Genomic DNA, 17,731 nt, shown 5'->3' on the forward strand with positions numbered 1-17,731 from the left:
GATGGCTGGCGGTCAGTGGGTCAGGCGCCCGCCGCTGACCATCCAGCGCGTGCCGTAGCGGTCGATCAGCGATCCATAGGCTTCGGCCCAGAACGTTTTCTGCAGCGGCATGGTGATGCTGCCGCCTTCCGCCAGCATGTCGAAAACGCGCTGCGCGTCCGACACCGTGGGGTAGGCCAGCGACAGCGCCACGCCCTGCTTGCCGGGATAGGGATGCCCGGCGGTGGCGTCGCTGCCCATCAGCATCTGTTCGTCCAGGCCCAGCCGGGCATGCATGATGCGCTCGGAGTCCTCGGCGGACAGGGACGGCATGGCGGCGTCGGGCGGGGCGTCCGCGTAGCGGACCAGCGCCTCCAGCCGCCCGCCCAGCACGCGTTCGTAGAAGCGCATGGCCTCGGCGCAATTGCCGTCGAAGCTGAGGTAGGCGGATAGTTGGGGCATGATGTCTCCTGAAGATTGGACGAAAGCGGCGCCAAGCGCGCGGCCGCCGTTTTATGATGGAGGCCCGACCCACGATACCCAAGGAGCCAGGCCATGCAAAAAGGAAGTTGCCACTGTGGACGCATCGCATTCGAGGTCGACGGCGACGTGTCACAGGCCCTGGAATGCAATTGCTCGCACTGCAGCCGCAAGGGCTATCTGCTGTGGTTCGTGCCGCGGACGGACCTGCGCATCACCTCGTCCACGGACAGCCTGTCGACCTACAAATTCAACAAGCACGTGATCTCGCACCAATTCTGCGCCGAGTGCGGCTGCGCGCCCTTCGCGTTCGGCACAAGCCCCAAGGGCGAGGAAACGGCGGCGGTGAACGTGCGCTGCCTGGAAACGGTGGACCTGAACGCGCTGACCCGCATTCCGTACGACGGCCGCAGCGCCTAGGGCCTGCCGACGCCACGCGCTATTCTCGCATCCGGGCGGCCGTCCGGGAAACCTCTTATTGTTCGGGGCGCCGAGGCATCCCTATTATTCGTCCACGATCAGCATTGATCCTTGCGCGGCGCGTTCCGCGCCCCTGCCGCACCCTGCAGCAATAATTGCTGCCTGAACACTTCGTCTGGCTATAACAGCCCCCGACTTGCACGCACTGCGTGGTCGGGGGCTTTTTCGTTTGTTTTCCGCGAAGGAGACCGCATGCAACCGTTAGATCCGCAACCCGCGCCCGCGATCGGCGTGGCCAGCATCCAGATGGCCCCGGCAATCGGCGAGGTCGCCGCCAACGTGGCGCGTTCCATCGAGCTGGCGGAGGAGGCCGCGGCGCGCGGCGCGCGCCTGGTGGTGCTGCCCGAACTGGCCAACACCGGCTACATGTTCGAAAGCCGCGAGGAAGCCTACGCCCTGGCCGAGCCCGTGCCGGAGGGCCCGTCCTCGCGGGCCTGGATCGAGCTGGCCGGACGCCTGGGCATCTACCTGGTGGCGGGGATCGCCGAGCGCTGCGGCGACCGCCTCTACAACTCGGCGCTGGTCGCCGGCCCGCAGGGCTATATCGGCACCTACCGCAAGCTGCATCTGTGGGGCGACGAGAATCTGTATTTCGAGGCGGGCGACCTGGGCCTGCCCGTGTTCCATACCGAGCTGGGCCGGCTGGGCGTGGCGATCTGCTACGACGGCTGGTTCCCCGAGGTCTACCGCTTGCTGGCGCTGCGCGGCGCGGACCTGGTCGCGGTGCCGACCAACTGGGTGCCCATGCCCGGCCAGACGCCCGACGGCCCGGCCATGGCGCACGCGCTGGCGATCGCGGGCGCGCACAGCAACGGCCTGACGGTGGTGTGCGCCGACCGGGTGGGCGTCGAGCGCGGCCAGCCCTTCGTGGGCCGCAGCTTGATCGTGGGATCGCAGGGCTGGACCGCGGCCGGTCCGGCCAGCGCCGACCGCGAGGAGATCCTGCTCGCCGCGGTGGACCTGAAAGCCGCGCGCCGCGGGCGGCAGCTGAACGCGTTCAATCACGTGCTGCGCGACCGGCGCCGCGACGTCTACGACGAGCGGCTGGGCGTGGCGGACGCGCCGTCCCAGCGATGAACAACGGCGGATAGCCGACCCCCAAGGAGAAACCCATGAAATTCCCGTCTTGCAGGATCCTTGCCCGATTGTCCTTCGCGGCGCTGTTGTCTGGCGCCGCCGGCGTCCATGCCGCGGAGCCTTTGCGGATCGGCGTGCCGGTCGGCCTGTCGGGCGCCAACAGCGTGGTGGCGCCCGGCGTGGTGCAGGCCTCGCAGCTGGCCGCCGACGAAATCAACGCGGCCGGCGGCATCCTGGGCCGCCGGATCGAACTGGAGATCGCCGACGACGCCTCCGGCGCGGTCGGCGCGCAGAAGGCCTACGACACCCTGGTGTTCCAGAAGAAGGTGGACGCCGTCATCGCCATGGAGACCAGCGCGGCGCGCAACGCGGCGCTGCCCATCATCGCGCGCGGCAAGGTCCCGTACATCTACACCTCTTTCTATGAAGGCCGCTCGTGCAACCGCTGGATGCACGTGAGCGGCTGGGTGCCCGAGCAGCAGGTCGCGCCGGTGGTGGACCACTTCATGAAGACGCGCCAGGCCAAGACCTTCTTCCTGATCGGCAGCGACTACGCGTTCGGCCGGGGCATGCTGAAGTTCACGCGGGAATACATCGAGAAGCAGGGCGGCAAGGTGGTGGGCGAGGAATACTTGCCCATCGACGGATCGGACTGGACCGCCGTCGTTTCCAAGGTGCGCTCGGCGCAGCCCGATGCGCTGATCAGCTCCACGGCGGGCGGCAGCCCCAACGTCAGCCTGGCCAAGCAGATCCAGGCCGCCGGCCTGACCATGCCCTACGGCAACCTGGCCATCGACGAGGGCACGGCCAAGACCATGGGCGATACCGCGGCGGGCATGTACATGTCGTCGTCCTATCTGACCAGCATCGATACGCCGCAGAACCGCAAGTTCCTGGATGGCTTGAAGACGAAGTTCGGCGGCCAGGCCAAGACGGCCAACGAATTCTCGGCCGCCCAGTACGAAGGGTTCTTCCTGTACAAGGCCGCGGTCGAGAAGGCCGGCGGCACCGACCCCGCGAAGGTGGTGCAGGCGCTGAGCGAGGTGCAGGTGGACGGCCCGCGAGGCCCGGTGCGGATGGACCGCCAGCGGCACGCGGCCCTGACCATGCGCCTGGGCCAGGTGCAGCAGGACGGGTCCATCCGCATCCTGCAGTCTTTCGACAAGGTGGACCCGGGCGCGCAGTGCCCCGGCCTGAAGTAGCGTTTGCGCGCCGCCCGCTTGGCGGGCGGCAAAGGAGACCCCGATGGGATTGCTGCTGGACATCCTGAGCACCGCGGCCATGCTGTTCATCGTGACGGCCGGGCTGATGATCATCTTCGGCGTCATGAAGATCGTCAATTTCGCGCACGGCGCCATCATCACGCTGGGCAGCTACGCCAGCCTGGTCGTGACGCAACTGGGCCTGAATCCATGGCTGGCGCTGCCCCTCGCGCTGGCCGTGGGCGCCGCGGTGGGCGTGGGCGTGGAGCGGCTGATCGTGAGGCCGCTGTACAAGCGGCCGCTGGACGCCATCCTGGCCACCTGGGGCCTGGGCATCGTGATCGGGCAGCTGATCACCATGGCCTTCGGCCGCGAGGTGCAGTTCGCCGATGCGCCGGTCAAGGGCGCGGTGGCGTTCCTGGGCACCGACTACTCGGCCTACCGGCTGCTGCTGATTCCCGCGGCGCTGCTGGTGTACGGGGCCACGCTGCTGCTGCTCAACGGCACGCGCTTCGGCGTGAGGACGCGGGCGGTGATCATGAACGAGAACCTGGCGCGCGGCCTGGGCATCAACGCCGAGCGCATCCGCTTCATCACCTTCGGCCTGGGCGCCGGCCTGGGGGCGCTGGCCGGCGCGCTGATCACGCCGCTGTCCAGCGTGGACCCGAACATGGGGCTGACCTGGCTGATCAGCGCCTTCATGCTGGTCATGGTTTCGGGCCATTCCATCACCGCGCTGCTGCTGACCTGCCTGGTCTACGGCGCCTGCCAGGTGCTGGTCAGCGTGCTCGTCAGCCCCATCCTGGGAGGCGTCACCATCGCCGTGCTCGCGGCGCTGACGCTGCGCCTGCGTCCGCAAGGATTCGCTCATGACTGATACTCTGCTTGCCCGGCCCGCCCCCCAGGCCGCCGCGGTGGCGCGCCGGGCCTCGCGCTCGCGCGACCTGCTGTGGCTGTCCGGCCTGTGCCTGGCCCTGACCGTCGCCGGCCCCTGGCTGTTCGACACCTACCTGCTCAACGTGCTGATCAAGGCGCTGTTCTTCGCGGTGGCCGCCGTGACGGTGGACATACTGTGGGGCTATACCGGCTACCTGACCTTCGGGCAGTCGGCATTCTTCGGCGTGGGCGCGTACGCGGCGGGCCTGGCGTTCACGCATTACGGCTTCTCGCCGGCCACGGCGGGGCTGGCCGCGCTGGCGGCGGCGGGGGTGGCCGCCGTGCTGGCGCTGGTCACCGGCTGGCTGTCGTTCTACCGGGGCGCCTCGCCGTTCTTCGCCACGGTGATCTCGCTGGTGCTGCCCATCGTGCTGACCCAATCGGTGTTGTCGGGCGGCACCTGGACGGGCTCGTCCTCGGGGCTGACGGGCTACGAGACCTTCGACCTGTCCCTGGAGGCCTGGTACGTGATCGCGGCGGGCGGGCTGTCGGCCGTGTCGCTGCTGGCCTGGGTGGCCGCGCGCAGCGACGGCGGCCGCATCCTGGTGGCGCTGCGCGACAACGAGGCGCGCTGCAGCTACCTGGGCCTGAACATCGCCCGCTGGCGCATCCTGTTGCTGGCGGTCTGCGGCGTCATCGCCAGCCTGGCGGGCTTCGGCTACGGAGCCTTCAGCGGAGTCGTGGCTCCGGAGCTGACGGGTTTCGTCTTTGGCACGGAACTCATCATCTGGGTGGCGCTGGGCGGGCGCGGCACCATCTGGGGCCCGGTGCTGGGCGCCATCCTCATCAATGTGGCGGGGTCGTACCTGAGCGGCAATATGCCGTTCGTGTGGCAGTTGCTGCTGGGCGTCACCTTCATCGTCGTGATCCTGCTGCTGCCGCGCGGCCTGCTGCCGCTGCTGCTGGCGCCATGGCGGCGGTGCCAGGCCGCGGCGCCCGTGCCCGCGCTGACGGAACGGGCAGGGCAGGGCCCCGCGCCCGGCGCCGGGCAGGCGGCGCTGCAACTGGCGGGCGTGGCCAAGCGCTTCGGCAGCCTGAAGGTGCTGGAAGGCATAGACCTGCAGGCCCGCGGCGGCGAACTGGTGGGCCTGATCGGGCCGAACGGCGCGGGCAAGACCACGTTGATGCGCTGCATCGCCGACGGCGCCGAGCGCTCCGATGGCCGGGTCGAACTGTGCGGTCATGCCGTGCGCCGCGACGATCCGGCGCGCTGCGTGCGCTACGGCCTGGGGCGCAAGTTCCAGAACGCCAACGTCTTCGACACCATGACCGTGGCGGAAAGCCTGCGCATCGCCACCACGCTGCGCGAACGGCCGTCCTGGCGGCGCCGGGCGCCCGCGCTGGCGCTGCCGTCCTACGCGCTGGAGGTGCTGCGCATGACCGGGCTGGACCAGCGGCTGGACAGTGTGGCCCGCGACCTGTCCCACGGCCAGCAGCAGGCCCTGGAGCTGGCCATGGTGCTGGCGCTGGAGCCGCGCGTCATCCTGCTGGACGAGCCCACGGCCGGCCTGAGCAAGTCCGAGCGCACGCAGATCGGCGTCGTGCTGTCGTCGCTGGCCCATCGCCACGGCCTGTGCTGCCTGCTGGTGGAGCACGACCTGGATTTCGTCGCCGAGGTCGCCACCCGCATCGTCGTGCTGCACCAAGGACGCATCGTGATGGACGGCAGTTTCCGCGAGGTGACGGAATCGGAGTTGGTGCGGACCATCTATGCGGGCGGCGCGCCGTCCGCGCAAGGAGCGGAACAATGACCAGTATCGCGCCGGCCCTGCGCCTGGAAGGCGTGTCCAGCGGCTACAAGGCCTCGATGGTGCTGAACGATGTATCGCTGTCCGTGCCCAAGGGCGCCTGCGCGGCGCTGCTCGGCAAGAACGGCATGGGCAAGAGCACGCTGCTCAAGACCGTCATGGGCTATCTGCCCAAACTGCGCGGCCGCGTCCGGCTGGGGGCGGTTGACGCCACCCGCCTGCGCCCGCACGAGGTGGCGCGCTGCGGCGTGGCCTACGCCGCCCAGGAACAACCGCTGTTTCCCGACCTGAGCATCCGCGACAACCTGCGCCTGGGCCTGGCGCGCGACAGCCTGTTCGACGAGCGCTTCGAAGACGTCGCCGAACTGTTTCCGGTGTTCAAGTCGCGCCTGCGCCAGCATGCCGGCACCCTGTCGGGCGGCGAGCAGAAAATGCTGCTGGTCGCGCGGGGCCTCATGCAGCGGCCCGCCTTGCTGCTGCTGGACGAAATCACCGAAGGGCTGCAGCCCTCGGTGATCGAGCGGCTGGCCAACGCCCTCAACTGGGAGCGCGAGCGGCGCGGCACCAGCATGTTCATCGTCGAGCAGAACGTAGCGTTCGCGCTGCGCGTGGCCGACAGGTACCTGGTGCTCAAGCAGGGAGCCATCGTCGACGAAGGCGATGCTGGCGCGCCGGAGGCCGCAGGCCATATCATTGACCATCTGAAGGTATGAGCCAGAACCCGCATGCTTCCGACCCGTCGTCCAGGATTCTTCCCGTGGCCAAGCCCGTGACCCCGCTCAGCGACTCCGGCGCCACCGGCCCTGGCTGGCGCATCGGCGTGCTGTATTCGCGCAGCGGAGTCAGCGGCACCACCGAATCGCAGCACTTCTTCGGCACCGTGCTGGCCGTGGAGGAAATCAACGCCCTGGGTGGCGTGCTCGGCCGCCCGCTGGAACCGGTGGCCTACGACCCCCGCAGCGATTGCGAGGAATACCGCCGCCTGGCCGCCCGGCTGCTGCTGGACGACGAGGTCAACGTGATCTTCGGCGGCTGCACCTCGCATTGCCGCAAGGCCATGCTGCCCGTGGTGGAGCGCAGCAATTCGCTGCTCTGGTACGCCTCGGTCTACGAAGGCTTCGAGTATTCGCCCAACGTCATCTACACAGGCGCCGCGCCCAACCAGGGCAGCATGCAGCTGGCCGCCTACCTGATCCAGCACTGCGGCTCGCGTATCTTCCTGGTGGGCGCGGACTACATCTACCCGCGCGAAACCAACCGCATCATGCGCGAAACCGTCGAGGAGCACGGCGGCGAAATCCTCGACGAAACCTATCTGCCTCTGGACTGCGACGAGAGCGACATCCTGGAAGTGGTGCACGACATCGCCCGCATCCGGCCCGACGTGGTGTTCTCCACGCTGATCGGCTCGGACGCCCAGCGCTTCTATCAGCGCTACCACGAGGCCGGCCTGGCGGCGGCCAGCATCCCCATCGCCAGCCTGACCATGACCGAAGCCGAAGTGGCCGAAGTGGGGCCGGCGCTGTGCGCCGGGCACATCACCGCCGCCACCTATTTCAACACCGTGGCCACGCCAGGCAACGCGCACTTCCTGGCGCGCTGGCGCGAGCGCTTCGGCGACCGCCCCGCCAACGTCTACGCCGAAACCTCCTACAGCCAGATGCACCTGTTCGCGCGCGCCCTGCAACGCGTGGGCGCCCTGGACACCCGCAAGCTGGTGCAGGCGGTGCACCAGGTGGAATTCGACGCGCCGGACGGGCGCCTGGCCATCCTGGCCGAGAACAACCACTGCGTGCTGACGCCGCGCATCGGCGTGTGCATGCCGGATGGAAGCTTCGACATCGTCTGGGAAAGCGGCGTGCCGGTGAAACCCGATCCCTACCTGACGGCGTTCGGGCTGGACGAGTTCTGGTTGAAATGAGCATGGACCATAGCCTACGCCGCCTCTACGAGGACCTGCGCAGCGTGGCGGTCGCCGTGGTGTACCCGCCCGGCGAAGACCGCGACCTGCTGGTCGAACAGCTCAAGCGCATCGGCTGCCGCATCCACCTCCATTGGCCGTTCCCGGAATACCCGCCGTCGGGCGCCGACGTGGTGTTCTTCCAAGTCTCCCAATGCGGCCGCAACAGCGCCGCCTGGACCGCCAGCGAAGTCGAGGCCACCCTCATCGCCTTATCCGAATACGAAACCCCCACCACCCTCAAGCAGCTCCTCAAGACCAACGCCCACGGCGTGCTGACCCGGCCGTTCCGCTCCGCAGGCATTCTCAGCACGCTGGTGCTGGCGCGTTCCGCCCGGATGTTCCAGCTGCGCCAGCAGAACAAGATCGACAAGCTGGAAAGCACTATCAAATCCCGGCGTGTCATCGAAAAGGCCATCCGGGTGCTGATGGACCACCAGCGCCTGGACGAGCGCGAAGCCTACGAGCACATGCGCGGCCGCGCCACCCGCCTGCGCGTCAGCGTGGCGGAAGTGGCCGCCATGATTGTCGACGCCAGCGAAGCCATGGAAAAACTGGGCCTGGGCGGCGCCCGCCCCGGACCCTCCAACACCGCTTGAACCCGCGGCCGGTTTCCAGTCCAATGACGGTCTGTGCGGACGGACCGTGCCGGTGCATCCGCGCCCACTGATACACGGATGGAGCGAGTTGCCATGACAACGGTGCGATTGCTGTCGGACGAGGAAGTCCGCCGGAACCCCCAGGCCTGGGCGGTATTTGAAGACATCCGGGCCACGCGCAAATCGGATTTCGTCAACAACTTCTGGCGCGCGCTCGCCAACGACCCGCCCCAGCTGGAGCGCGTCTGGGCGCAGCTCAAACAGGTCATGATGGCCGAGGGCGAACTCTCGCCCCTAATGCGCGAAATGATCTACATCGCCGTCTCCACCGCCAACGGCTGCACTTACTGCATCCACTCCCACACCGCCGCCGCCCGCGCCAAGGGCATGACCGACGGCCAGCACGCCGAACTGCTGGCCGTGATCGGCATGGCCGCGCAGACCAACGCCATGGTCACGGCCATGCAGGTTCCCGTCGACGAGGCATTCATCGTGAAATAGGAGGCCGCCATGTCTCTGATCCCGCTGTTTCCCCTCTCCAACGCCCTGTTTCCCGCCGGAGTGCTGCACCTGCGCATCTTCGAAGTGCGCTACCTGGACATGATCCGCCGATGCATCGCCGACGGCAGCGAATTCGGCGTGGTAGGCCTGCTGTCCGGCAACGAGGTCCGCACCCCGGAAGGCGTCGAGACCCTGGCCCCCGTAGGCACCATGGCGCGCATCGACGCCTGGGACGCGCCCATGCCGGCCCTGCTGGAGCTGCGCTGCGTCGGCACCACCCGTTTCCGGCTGCTGTCCAGCGAGGTGGCAAAATACGGCCTTTGGATGGGCCAGGCCGAACCCATCCCCGACGATCCGCCCATGCCCGTGCCGGAAGCCATGCAGCCCAGCGCCGATGCCCTGGGCCGCCTGGTCGCCCAATGGCAGCGCGACGGCGTGCCCGCCGAAAAAATGCCCCTGGGCCCGCCGTTCAGGCTGGACGACAGCGGCTGGGTCGCCGACCGCTGGTGCGAACTGCTGCCGCTGCCGCCCGACGACAAAGCCACCTTGCTCGCCATGACCGATCCGGTAGCGCGGCTGGCGGCAGTCCAGGACGTGCTGCGGGGGCAGGGGCTGGCCTAGCGCTTGTGCAAAAGGCCCCGTAGCGGGTACAAGACCCGGGCGTAACCGTATTTGGACACCATGGATATCAGGATAGACGAGGGCCTGCGCGCCTACATAGACCCCTTGACCGACGACGAGCGCGAAGCGCTGGAGCGCAGCCTGCTCGCCGAAGGCTGCCGCGACGCCCTGGTGCTATGGGGCGACCTGCTGGTCGACGGCCACAACCGCTATGCCCTGTGCCAGAAACACGGCATCCCCTTCGAAACCCGCCAGAACACCACGTTCAAATCCATGGAGGACGTGCACCTCTGGATGATCGAAAACCACCTGGGACGGCGCAGCGTATCCGACTTCCAGCGCGGCGTCCTCGCATTGCGTAAAAAAGAAATCCTGCAAGCGCGCACCGCCTCCGCGCCCGCGCCCGACGATCCCCCATGGGACGAAGACTCCGGCGAACCGCCGCCGCTACCGGCCACGCCCGTGTCCCAGGCGCTGAGCCGCCAGGCCCTGGCCCGGGCGGCGCGCATCAGCAGCAATACGTTGGGGCAGATCGAGAAGATACAAAAGGCCGCGGCGCCGGAACTGGTGCGGGCGGTCAAGGATGGCGCCATTTCCATCAATGCGGCGGCGGCGGTGGCGACGTTGCCGCCTGAACGCCAGGCTGCGGCCGTGGCTGGCGGCAGGAAGGAACTACAGCAGGCTGCGCGGGAAGTCCGCCAGGCCAAGGCGCCGCCGCCGCGCGAAGCCGTGCCGGATATTCCTATTGAGAACATTGCTGATTTGCCGGCGGAGGTGGCGCGGTTGCGCGACCTGCTGACCCGGCTGACGGATGAGCGGGATCAGTTGAAGAAGAAGGTGATGCACTTGACGGTGGCGCTGGCGGAGGCGCGGAGCGCGGCGGGGGGAGGGGATGATTGAGCGCCTCGGAGAACTATTTTTCTGCGGGAACGCGCATACTGAGGCTGTCAACCCGACGCTGGTGGCGTCCGCCTTCAAAAGCAGTGTTCAAGAATGCGCGGACGCAATCCAAGGCGACCTCAAATCCCACGATTCTGCTGCCTAACGCCAAGACGTTCGCGTCGTTGTGCTGGCGACTCAGCCGCGCCATAGTGCCGTTCGCGCATAGCGCGGCCCTAACCTGACATTTGGGGCAGTCTTTCCTGACCGTTTCCTCATCTTGCCCGCCGCACAAACGCCATGCGGTCTGCATGGAGGGAGAACTGTCGATACCAGTATTGCCAATGGCCTTGTTGCGATAAGGAGCCGATAGAACAATCTGTTTCGAACCTGGCTTTGAAAGGATTGGTCGCATGAAAATCGCGTTTTTGCACACGATGGAAGGTAACGAAGCGGTCTTTGGACTCGCGGCGCTGAAAGCAGGTTGGTCATCAGATGAGATTCGTCATGCGACTCGCGAGGATCTCCGGCAGGCCATGGGGCAGCAGTCGGCGCCAGGCAGCGCGCACGGGCTGGTCCACGAAGCGTTGCGGGGCTTGATGATCGACGCTGACGCGGTAGTCGTGACGTGCGCGACGCTTGGCCCCGCAGTCGACACCATGGGAGCCGTCTCCGTTCCCATCATCCGGGCGGACAAGGCTTTGGCTAAAGCGGCGTCGAGCGGCGGAGGAAGGCTTGCCGTTCTCTGTGCGGTCGAAGCAAGCATTGCACCGAACCGGGCGCTCTTCGAGCACTATGCGGCCGCCACCGGCGCTAGTGTGACGGTTCAATTGATCCCTGGCGCCTGGGCGCTCTACCAGGAAGGAAAACAAGCGGCATGCATGGCGGCATGCGCGCAGGCCGCGGATGAGGCATATGCCCAAGGCTTTGATGCCGTGGCCTACGCCCATCCATGGATGGCGGGATCTGCGGAGTTGGTGGAAAACAAGCGCCGACCGATCCACGGGGTACAGGCAGCGCTGGACGCGGTTCGCGCCACGAATGCCACCTCTTTCGTGACCCGCTAGCGACTCAGGGCATAGTCGACTGTGCCAGCGTGCGCATTTCACGGATGTTGCGAGCCGGCGGCTGTCCGAACATTCGCGCATATTCACGGGTGAACTGCGTCACGCTTTCATAGCCGACGCCATGTGCAGCGACGCCGATTGCGGAGCCTTCGGCAAGCATGCGCCGCCGTGCTTCGAGCAATCGAAGCTGCTTCTGGAATTGCAGCGGAGTCAGCGTAGTGATGTTGCGAAAATGCGTGTGAAATACTGACAGGCTCATTCCCGCTGCCTCGGCTAGCGTTTCGATGCGTAAGGGCTGGGCATATCGGGCCCTGATCATCTCTACGGCCCGCGCAATCCGCCGGCTATGGCTGTCGGACACGCCCAGTACGCGAATGGCGCCGCCATGCCGCCCGGACAGCAACCAGTAATGCAGCTCGCGCACCAACTGGCGACCCAACACGGCCAGCGATTGCGGCCTGTCGAGCAGCTTGAGCAGGCGTAATGCCGCTTCCGCGACTTCCTCTTCCGTCCGGCCCACTCGCACAGGGGTGTCCGGCAGTATCGGCGACTCTCCCATTTCGCCGACCAATTCGGTGATCACCGCGGCATCCAGTTCCATGACCAGCGAGTAGTAGGGTGCCACCGCGCTGGCTGCGATGACCTGGCTTATCGTCGGCACGTCCATCGTGATCAGCAAGGATTCCCCCGCGCCAAAAGTAAAACTCCGGCTGCCCATGCTTACGCGTTTACTGCCTTGCAACACCAGGGCCACCAGTGGTTTGGTGATGGCGTACTGCAATGAAGAGGGCGAGGTTTCGCGCAGGATGAACATTCCGCTGATGGGGGTGGATGCGACGCCTTCGCTGTTGAGATGCGCGTCGGCATATTGCCGCGCCACCCGCAGCAGGGCCTCGGTCGGTTCGCCGTGCCCGGGAATGCCGGCCTTCGCGTGGGGATCGTCATAGGATCGGGCAATGTTTTTCATCTATTCGCGCAGCTAAATAACGGAATCACCGTGGATAAACATAGCACCATTCGAGCTTGAATCGGTTTGAGCGAAAGAATCGGGCAAGGATTCAAAATAATCGGGCAACCTGCAAGCGCCCGTGCTTCCTAAGATCAAAGCTCACTCACCCAGGAGCTTTTTCATGACAACCATTTCTCTAGTGACCGGCGCCAGCCGGGGGCTTGGCCGCAACACCGCGTTGAGCATTGCCCGCCGTGGCGGCGACGTGATCGTCACTTATCGCGATGGCAAGAACGCCGCGGATGCCGTCGTGGCCGACATCCAGGCGCTCGGCCGCAAGGCTGTCGCGCTGCAACTGGATACCAGCAAAACGTCGTCTTTCCCTGGCTTCGTCACAGCGGTGCGCGCGGCGCTCGAAGACACCTGGGGCCGCGATGCGCTTGACCATCTCATCAACAACGCCGGACACGGCGAGATGGTGGAATTCTCCGCCACCACGCCAGCGCAGTTCGACGCGCTGTTCGACGTCCACGTCAAAGGCGTGTTCTTCCTGACGCAGTCCCTGCTGCCGGTGTTGGCCGATGGCGGACGCATCGTCAATTTCTCGTCGGGCTTGACCCGTGTGTCCTTTCCTGGGTTCTCGGCCTACGCTGCCGCGAAAGGCGCGGTGGAGACGCTCACCGTGTATCTGGCCAAGGAACTGGGCAGCCGCGGCATCACCGCGAATGTCGTTGCCCCGGGCGCGATCGAGACCGATTTCCTGGGAGGCGCGGTGCGTGACATCCCGGGCTACAACGACGCCTTTGCCAACATGACCGCGCTTGGTCGAGTGGGCGTGCCCGATGACATCGGCCCGATGATCGCCAGCCTGCTAGGCCCGGACAACCGTTGGGTCAACGGCCAACGCATCGAAGTCTCCGGCGGTCAATCGATTTAGGTACGCAGACAGGGATTCCGCCCGCGCCGCAGTTCAACCACCTGCGCTGCCCCTACAGCCCGAGCGCGCAACTGCCCACAGCCCCCATCCACATCCTGCCCGGCGCTATTTCTCACCTTGGTCAGCACGCCGCGGCTCTGCAAAGAACGGACGATCTCGCGGATGCGCTCGGAATCGGGGCGCTGGTAGTCATCCCCTTCGAGGCTATTGAAGGGAATCACGTTGAGCACGCCGTATTTGCCCTTCAACAGACGCACGACGGCATCGAGTTCGTCGTCGCCGTCGTTGACGCCCTTGAGCAGCGTCCATTGATACTGGATCGGATAGTCGGTGTCGCGCGCGTACCTCTCGCCGAGTTCGATCAATTGTTCCGGCGCAATTTTCGGCGCGCGCGGCAGCAGGTGGGCGCGCAGTTCGGCCTTGGTCGTATGCAGCGACAGCGCCAGCGCGGGCTTGACGCGTTGTTGGGGCAGGGCGTCGAACACGCGCAGGTCGCCCACGGTGGAGAACACGAGGTTCTTGTGGCCGATATTGCCTTCGGTGCCGAGCAGGTCGATGGCTTCGAGCACGTTGTCGAGGTTGTGCGCCGGTTCGCCCATGCCCATGAAGACGACTTTCTTGACCGCGCGCTGGCGCCGAGCCAGCACGACCTGGGCGAGGATTTCCATGCTGGTGACCTGGCGGATCAGGCCGCTCTTGCCGGTCATGCAGAAGCGGCAGCCGACCGCGCAGCCGACCTGGGTTGAGACGCAGAGCCCGTCGCGCGGCAACAGCACGCTTTCCACCATCTGCCCGTCGGCAAGTTCCACGAGCAAGCGCGAGCCGTCGTTGCCGGCGTGTTCGGAGCGGATGCGGGCGAGGCCGTCCAGTTCCGCCGTCAAGGCGGGCACGGCGTCGCGCAGCGCCAGAGGCAGAAAGTGCTCGGCGCTACGCCGCCGCGTGCCGGTGTCGAGCGCTTGCCCTTTCAGCCAGACGCGCAGGACCCGGCCGCGATGGACGGGCAGGGCGCCGAGAGCGGCGAGGCGTTGGTCGAAGTCGGAGTAGCGCATGGGGGGCGGATTTTACCCTGTGCGTGGAACGGGCTGCCGGAGGCCACTACGCATACCTCTTGGCGCCCGCCACGCAGACCACCGCGGCCAGCGTCACGATCAGCATCGTCCAGCTGACATTCTCATGCAGCAATACCGCCGCCAAGCCCAGCCCCATGAAAGGCTGGAACAGTTGCAATTGCCCCACCGCGGCAATCCCACCCTGCGCAAGCCCGCGATACCAGAATACGAATCCAATAAGCATGCTGAACAGCGACACGTAGGCGAATCCGATCCAGGCGGCCGCGCTGACGTGCTCGAACGTGGCCGGCATGGTCAGCAGCGCGATCGGCAGCATGACGGGCAGCGATAACACCAAGGCCCAACTGATGACCTGCCACCCTCCCAGCCCGCGGGAGAGCTTGGCGCCCTCGGCGTAGCCCAGTCCGCAGACGATGATGGCGGCGAGCATGAGCAGGTCGCCGGTGGGCGAGGCTTCCAGGCCACCCCATGCGGCATAGCCTGCGACGCAGGCGGCGCCGACGATGGAGAACATCCAGAACGGCGGACGAGGGCGTTCGCCGCCGCGCAGCACGGCGAAGATTGCGGTGCTTAGTGGCAGCAAGCCCAGGAAGACGATGGAGTGGGCGGAGGTGACATGCTGCAAGGCCAGGGCCGTCAGCAGGGGGAAGCCGACGACGACGCCCAAGGCGGTCAGCGCCAGGGATGGCGTGTCGGACAGGGAAGGCCGGGGTTGCCGTAGCAGCATCAGGAGCGCGAGGCCCAGCAGGCCCGCGATGGCGGCCCGCGCGCAGGTCAGGAAGATGGGATCCAGGTCCGCGACGGCGACCCGGGTCGCGGGCAGGGAGCCCGCAAAGATGACTACGCCAATAAAACCGTTCACCCAGCCGCTGGTGGCCTTTTCCATCTGAAGCTCCTCGATACGGCCCTCAGTACATCACGGCGGTTGTTCCGAGTCCAAGCACAATCCAGTACAATTTTAAGAAACTGTTATGTATTAAAAGCCAGTACGGCGGAGAACTCCATGGCGCGTGGCGGCACCCTCATCAAGAAGGTCATGGGCGAGATTCAGGGAAGGATTGCTGCGCGCACCGCCTTGCCTGGCGCCCGGCTGCCCTCCGTGAGAGTGCAGGCCAAGGCGCTGGAAGTGTCGGTGTCCACGGTGGTGGAGGCCTACGAGCGGCTGGCGGCCGAGGGTGTGCTGGTGTCGCGCCCCGGCTCGGGGTTTTTCGTGGCGGGCCAGGTGGCGCCGCTGGCGCTTACCGAGATGGGGCCGAAGCTGGACCGCGAAGTCGATCCGCTATGGGTGTCGCGCCAGTCGCTGGCCGCGGATGCCCACACCTTGCGGCCGGGCTGCGGGTGGCTGCCGGTCAGCTGGATGTACCAGGACGGCTTGCGGCGCGCCATGCGCGGCATGGCCCGGGCCGAGGCTGCGGAACTGACCGAGTATGGGACGCCGCTGGGCCACGCGCCCCTGAGGCAGCTGCTTGCGCGGCGGATGAGCGCCATAGGGATAGAGGCCGGGCCCGAACAGATCATGCTGACCGACTCGGGGACTCAATCCATCGATTTGATCCTGCGCTTTCTGCTGGAGCCGGGGGACACGGTGCTGGTGGACGATCCCTGCTACTTCAATTTCCACGCTTTGTTGAAGGCGCATCGCGTCAAGGCGGTGGGGGTGCCGTACACGCCGAACGGCCCGGACGTCCTGGCGTTTGAAATGGCGTTGCGCGAGCATTCTCCGCGGCTCTACATCACGAACTCCGGCATCCACAATCCGACGGGGGCCACGCTCTCGCCCCTGGTCGCGCATCGTTTGCTGAAGCTGGCGGACGACTCCGAGATGGTGATCGTCGAGGACGATATCTTCGCGGACTTCGAGAACACGCCTGCGCCGCGCCTGGCGGCGTTCGATGGATTGTCCCGGGTGATCCACATCGGCAGTTTCTCGAAGACGGTGTCGGCGTCGGTGCGCTGCGGGTACATCGCGGTGCGGTCCGATTGGGTGGAAAGCCTGACCGATCTGAAGGTGGCCACGACCTTTGGCGGCAGCCGGCTGGCGGCCGACCTCATCTTCAGGACGCTGACTGGCAGCGGCTACCGCAGGCATATGGAGTCGACCCGGCTGCGTTTGGCGCAGCAGATGGACAAGACGGCCGCGAAGCTGCAGAAGCTGGGCATCGTGCCGTGGCTGGTGCCCAGGGCCGGGATGTTCCTGTGGTGTCGTCTGCCCGAAGGCAAGGACGCCGCCACTGTCGCGCGGCTGTGCCTCAAGGACGGCGTGGTGGTGGCCCCGGGCAATGCGTTCAGCCAGTCGTTGGCCGCGGGAGATTTTCTGCGGTTCAACGTTGCGCAGTCCACGGATGAGCGGGTGTTCACGGTGCTGGCGAAGGCGTTGAATGCGGCTTGATGCGTGGGGTGGCGCCCGGCCGGTGGAGAATGTCAGGCCCCTCTCCCGGAAGTGTTTCCAGCCATGATTTGCCGCATCACGCGCTTATGCCGCCATCGACAAGGATCCCCGACCCGGTGACATACGCGGCGCCAGGCCCCGCCAGGAAGGCGACGGCTTCGGCCACCTCCCTGGTCTTTCCGTAGCGGGCAATAGACAGGCTTGGCAGGATGGAGCCGGCGAGGGGGCCGCCGGCAGGATTCATGTCCGTGTCGATGGGGCCAGGACGAACCAGATTGACGGTGATGTCACGGTGACCCAGTTCACGCGCAAGCCCACGGGTAAAGCTCTCCATCGCGGATTTGGTCGCCGCATAGACCGCGATGCCGGCGAATGGCACCGACAGGCCGGCATTGCTGCCAATCGTGATGATGCGGCCGCCATCAGGAAGGTGTTTCAGCGCGGCCTGGGTGGTCATGAATACGCCGCGCACATTGACGTCCAGTTGCAGGTTTATCTGCTCCAGCGACTGCTCGGAAAACGGGCCTGAAATCAAAACGCCGGCGTTGTTGACGAGGATGTCCAGCCCCCCTAGTTCCGCGACGGTCCGCTCTACCGCGGCCTTCGCGGCATCGGGGCTGGCGGCATTGGCTTGGATGGCGACGGCGTTGCGGCCGAGCGCGCGAATCTCGGCAGCCAGCGCCTCGGCCTTCTCCACCGATTTCTCGTACGTGATAGCGACGTCCGCGCCGTCTTCGGCCAGCTTGAGTGCAATGGCGGCGCCGATGCCGCGCGCTGCGCCGGTGACAAGCGCCCGTTTATGGGCGAGACCAGGCAAGGAATTCTTCAAGGCAGTGTTCATGACAGAGGGTTCTCTT

20 protein-coding genes are annotated in these 17,731 nt (G+C 66.4%); 14 read left to right on the forward strand and 6 right to left on the reverse strand.

Annotation, left to right across the window (positions count from 1 at the left end; translation table 11 throughout):
- Positions 1-12: 12 nt before the first annotated feature.
- Entirely contained in the window at positions 13-441 is a 429-nt protein-coding gene (locus tag JL37_RS26425) for a VOC family protein (protein WP_043547967.1), read from the reverse strand.
- 93 nt (positions 442-534) lie between these two features.
- Here JL37_RS26425 and JL37_RS26430 point away from each other — a divergent pair, with 93 nt between their 5' ends.
- From JL37_RS26430 to JL37_RS26480, 11 genes are all read left to right on the forward strand, one after another.
- Entirely contained in the window at positions 535-879 is a 345-nt protein-coding gene (locus JL37_RS26430; protein WP_043547969.1) for a GFA family protein, read from the forward strand.
- 252 nt (positions 880-1,131) lie between these two features.
- Entirely contained in the window at positions 1,132-2,016 is an 885-nt protein-coding gene (locus tag JL37_RS26435) for a nitrilase family protein (protein WP_081955216.1), read from the forward strand.
- A gap of 35 nt (positions 2,017-2,051) precedes the next feature.
- Complete coding sequence (locus JL37_RS26440) at positions 2,052-3,218, forward strand: substrate-binding protein (protein ID WP_043547970.1); 1,167 nt, start codon at positions 2,052-2,054, stop codon at positions 3,216-3,218.
- Positions 3,219-3,261: 43 nt separating this feature from the next.
- Positions 3,262-4,095 carry a branched-chain amino acid ABC transporter permease gene (locus JL37_RS26445; protein ID WP_043547971.1) on the forward strand — a complete coding sequence of 278 codons (834 nt, stop codon included), beginning with the start codon at positions 3,262-3,264 and terminating at the stop codon, positions 4,093-4,095.
- The gene (locus JL37_RS26450; protein WP_043547973.1) at positions 4,088-5,905 is read left to right on the forward strand and encodes an ATP-binding cassette domain-containing protein; all 1,818 of its coding nucleotides are present in this window, start codon (positions 4,088-4,090) and stop codon (positions 5,903-5,905) included. Before JL37_RS26445 ends, JL37_RS26450 begins: the two co-directional genes overlap by 8 nt.
- Positions 5,902-6,615, forward strand: a complete 714-nt coding sequence (locus JL37_RS26455; RefSeq protein ID WP_043547975.1) for an ABC transporter ATP-binding protein — start codon at positions 5,902-5,904, stop codon at positions 6,613-6,615. The genes JL37_RS26450 and JL37_RS26455 overlap by 4 nt, the downstream gene beginning before the upstream one ends.
- Before the next feature lie 56 nt (positions 6,616-6,671).
- Positions 6,672-7,823, forward strand: a complete 1,152-nt coding sequence (locus JL37_RS26460) for a transporter substrate-binding domain-containing protein (protein ID WP_043548248.1) — start codon at positions 6,672-6,674, stop codon at positions 7,821-7,823.
- A gap of 2 nt (positions 7,824-7,825) precedes the next feature.
- Positions 7,826-8,461 (forward strand): ANTAR domain-containing response regulator, encoded by a 636-nt coding sequence (locus JL37_RS26465; protein WP_043547977.1) that lies wholly within the window; start codon positions 7,826-7,828, stop codon positions 8,459-8,461.
- A 93-nt stretch (positions 8,462-8,554) separates the two neighbouring features.
- Positions 8,555-8,962, forward strand: coding sequence for a carboxymuconolactone decarboxylase family protein (locus JL37_RS26470; protein WP_043547979.1), 408 nt, complete (start codon positions 8,555-8,557; stop codon positions 8,960-8,962).
- Positions 8,963-8,971: 9 nt separating this feature from the next.
- Positions 8,972-9,583 carry an LON peptidase substrate-binding domain-containing protein gene (locus JL37_RS26475; protein ID WP_043547980.1) on the forward strand — a complete coding sequence of 204 codons (612 nt, stop codon included), beginning with the start codon at positions 8,972-8,974 and terminating at the stop codon, positions 9,581-9,583.
- 60 nt (positions 9,584-9,643) lie between these two features.
- Positions 9,644-10,483, forward strand: a complete 840-nt coding sequence (locus tag JL37_RS26480) for a hypothetical protein (protein ID WP_043547981.1) — start codon at positions 9,644-9,646, stop codon at positions 10,481-10,483.
- Positions 10,484-10,496: 13 nt separating this feature from the next.
- Here JL37_RS26480 and JL37_RS31000 read toward each other — a convergent pair whose 3' ends face one another.
- Positions 10,497-10,877: an RpiB/LacA/LacB family sugar-phosphate isomerase gene (locus tag JL37_RS31000; RefSeq protein WP_081955218.1), complete on the reverse strand. Its 381-nt coding sequence runs from the start codon at positions 10,875-10,877 to the stop codon at positions 10,497-10,499.
- Here JL37_RS31000 and JL37_RS26485 point away from each other — a divergent pair.
- On the forward strand, positions 10,876-11,529 hold the full coding sequence (locus tag JL37_RS26485) for an aspartate/glutamate racemase family protein (protein WP_043547984.1): 654 nt from the start codon (positions 10,876-10,878) through the stop codon (positions 11,527-11,529). The two genes, JL37_RS31000 and JL37_RS26485, sit on opposite strands and share 2 nt — an antisense overlap.
- 4 nt (positions 11,530-11,533) lie before the next feature.
- Here the strand turns inward: JL37_RS26485 and JL37_RS26490 are convergent, their stop codons facing one another.
- Complete coding sequence (locus tag JL37_RS26490; RefSeq protein WP_081955219.1) at positions 11,534-12,496, reverse strand: AraC family transcriptional regulator; 963 nt, start codon at positions 12,494-12,496, stop codon at positions 11,534-11,536.
- Positions 12,497-12,659: 163 nt separating this feature from the next.
- Here JL37_RS26490 and JL37_RS26495 point away from each other — a divergent pair, with 163 nt between their 5' ends.
- Complete coding sequence (locus JL37_RS26495) at positions 12,660-13,415, forward strand: SDR family NAD(P)-dependent oxidoreductase (protein WP_043547985.1); 756 nt, start codon at positions 12,660-12,662, stop codon at positions 13,413-13,415.
- Here JL37_RS26495 and JL37_RS26500 read toward each other — a convergent pair.
- A complete protein-coding gene (locus tag JL37_RS26500; RefSeq protein ID WP_043547986.1) occupies positions 13,412-14,464 on the reverse strand; it encodes an RNA methyltransferase in 1,053 nt (350 codons plus the stop codon). The two genes, JL37_RS26495 and JL37_RS26500, sit on opposite strands and share 4 nt — an antisense overlap.
- A gap of 46 nt (positions 14,465-14,510) precedes the next feature.
- Positions 14,511-15,371 carry a DMT family transporter gene (locus JL37_RS26505; protein WP_043547987.1) on the reverse strand — a complete coding sequence of 287 codons (861 nt, stop codon included), beginning with the start codon at positions 15,369-15,371 and terminating at the stop codon, positions 14,511-14,513.
- Between the two features lie 117 nt (positions 15,372-15,488).
- Here JL37_RS26505 and JL37_RS26510 point away from each other — a divergent pair, with 117 nt between their 5' ends.
- Positions 15,489-16,874 carry a PLP-dependent aminotransferase family protein gene (locus tag JL37_RS26510; RefSeq protein ID WP_043547988.1) on the forward strand — a complete coding sequence of 462 codons (1,386 nt, stop codon included), beginning with the start codon at positions 15,489-15,491 and terminating at the stop codon, positions 16,872-16,874.
- Positions 16,875-16,950: 76 nt separating this feature from the next.
- Here JL37_RS26510 and JL37_RS26515 read toward each other — a convergent pair whose 3' ends face one another.
- Complete coding sequence (locus JL37_RS26515) at positions 16,951-17,691, reverse strand: SDR family NAD(P)-dependent oxidoreductase (protein ID WP_369798635.1); 741 nt, start codon at positions 17,689-17,691, stop codon at positions 16,951-16,953.
- Positions 17,692-17,731: the final 40 nt, after the last annotated feature.

The sequence above is a fragment of the Achromobacter sp. RTa genome (genome assembly GCF_000757485.1).
Lineage (GTDB): Bacteria > Pseudomonadota > Gammaproteobacteria > Burkholderiales > Burkholderiaceae_B > Achromobacter.

Coding starts and splice junctions, on each gene's coding strand:
- JL37_RS26450 (WP_043547973.1), top strand. CDS start 4,088: ATGACTGATACTCTGCTTGCCCGGCCCGCCCCCCAGGCCGCCGCGGTG.
- JL37_RS26495 (WP_043547985.1), top strand. CDS start 12,660: ATGACAACCATTTCTCTAGTGACCGGCGCCAGCCGGGGGCTTGGCCGC.
- JL37_RS26440 (WP_043547970.1), top strand. CDS start 2,052: ATGAAATTCCCGTCTTGCAGGATCCTTGCCCGATTGTCCTTCGCGGCG.
- JL37_RS26490 (WP_081955219.1), bottom strand. CDS start 12,496: ATGAAAAACATTGCCCGATCCTATGACGATCCCCACGCGAAGGCCGGC.
- JL37_RS26510 (WP_043547988.1), top strand. CDS start 15,489: ATGGCGCGTGGCGGCACCCTCATCAAGAAGGTCATGGGCGAGATTCAG.
- JL37_RS26485 (WP_043547984.1), top strand. CDS start 10,876: ATGAAAATCGCGTTTTTGCACACGATGGAAGGTAACGAAGCGGTCTTT.
- JL37_RS26455 (WP_043547975.1), top strand. CDS start 5,902: ATGACCAGTATCGCGCCGGCCCTGCGCCTGGAAGGCGTGTCCAGCGGC.
- JL37_RS26465 (WP_043547977.1), top strand. CDS start 7,826: ATGGACCATAGCCTACGCCGCCTCTACGAGGACCTGCGCAGCGTGGCG.
- JL37_RS26435 (WP_081955216.1), top strand. CDS start 1,132: ATGCAACCGTTAGATCCGCAACCCGCGCCCGCGATCGGCGTGGCCAGC.
- JL37_RS26430 (WP_043547969.1), top strand. CDS start 535: ATGCAAAAAGGAAGTTGCCACTGTGGACGCATCGCATTCGAGGTCGAC.
- JL37_RS26505 (WP_043547987.1), bottom strand. CDS start 15,371: ATGGAAAAGGCCACCAGCGGCTGGGTGAACGGTTTTATTGGCGTAGTC.
- JL37_RS26425 (WP_043547967.1), bottom strand. CDS start 441: ATGCCCCAACTATCCGCCTACCTCAGCTTCGACGGCAATTGCGCCGAG.
- JL37_RS26480 (WP_043547981.1), top strand. CDS start 9,644: ATGGATATCAGGATAGACGAGGGCCTGCGCGCCTACATAGACCCCTTG.
- JL37_RS26475 (WP_043547980.1), top strand. CDS start 8,972: ATGTCTCTGATCCCGCTGTTTCCCCTCTCCAACGCCCTGTTTCCCGCC.
- JL37_RS26470 (WP_043547979.1), top strand. CDS start 8,555: ATGACAACGGTGCGATTGCTGTCGGACGAGGAAGTCCGCCGGAACCCC.
- JL37_RS26500 (WP_043547986.1), bottom strand. CDS start 14,464: ATGCGCTACTCCGACTTCGACCAACGCCTCGCCGCTCTCGGCGCCCTG.
- JL37_RS31000 (WP_081955218.1), bottom strand. CDS start 10,877: ATGCGACCAATCCTTTCAAAGCCAGGTTCGAAACAGATTGTTCTATCG.
- JL37_RS26445 (WP_043547971.1), top strand. CDS start 3,262: ATGGGATTGCTGCTGGACATCCTGAGCACCGCGGCCATGCTGTTCATC.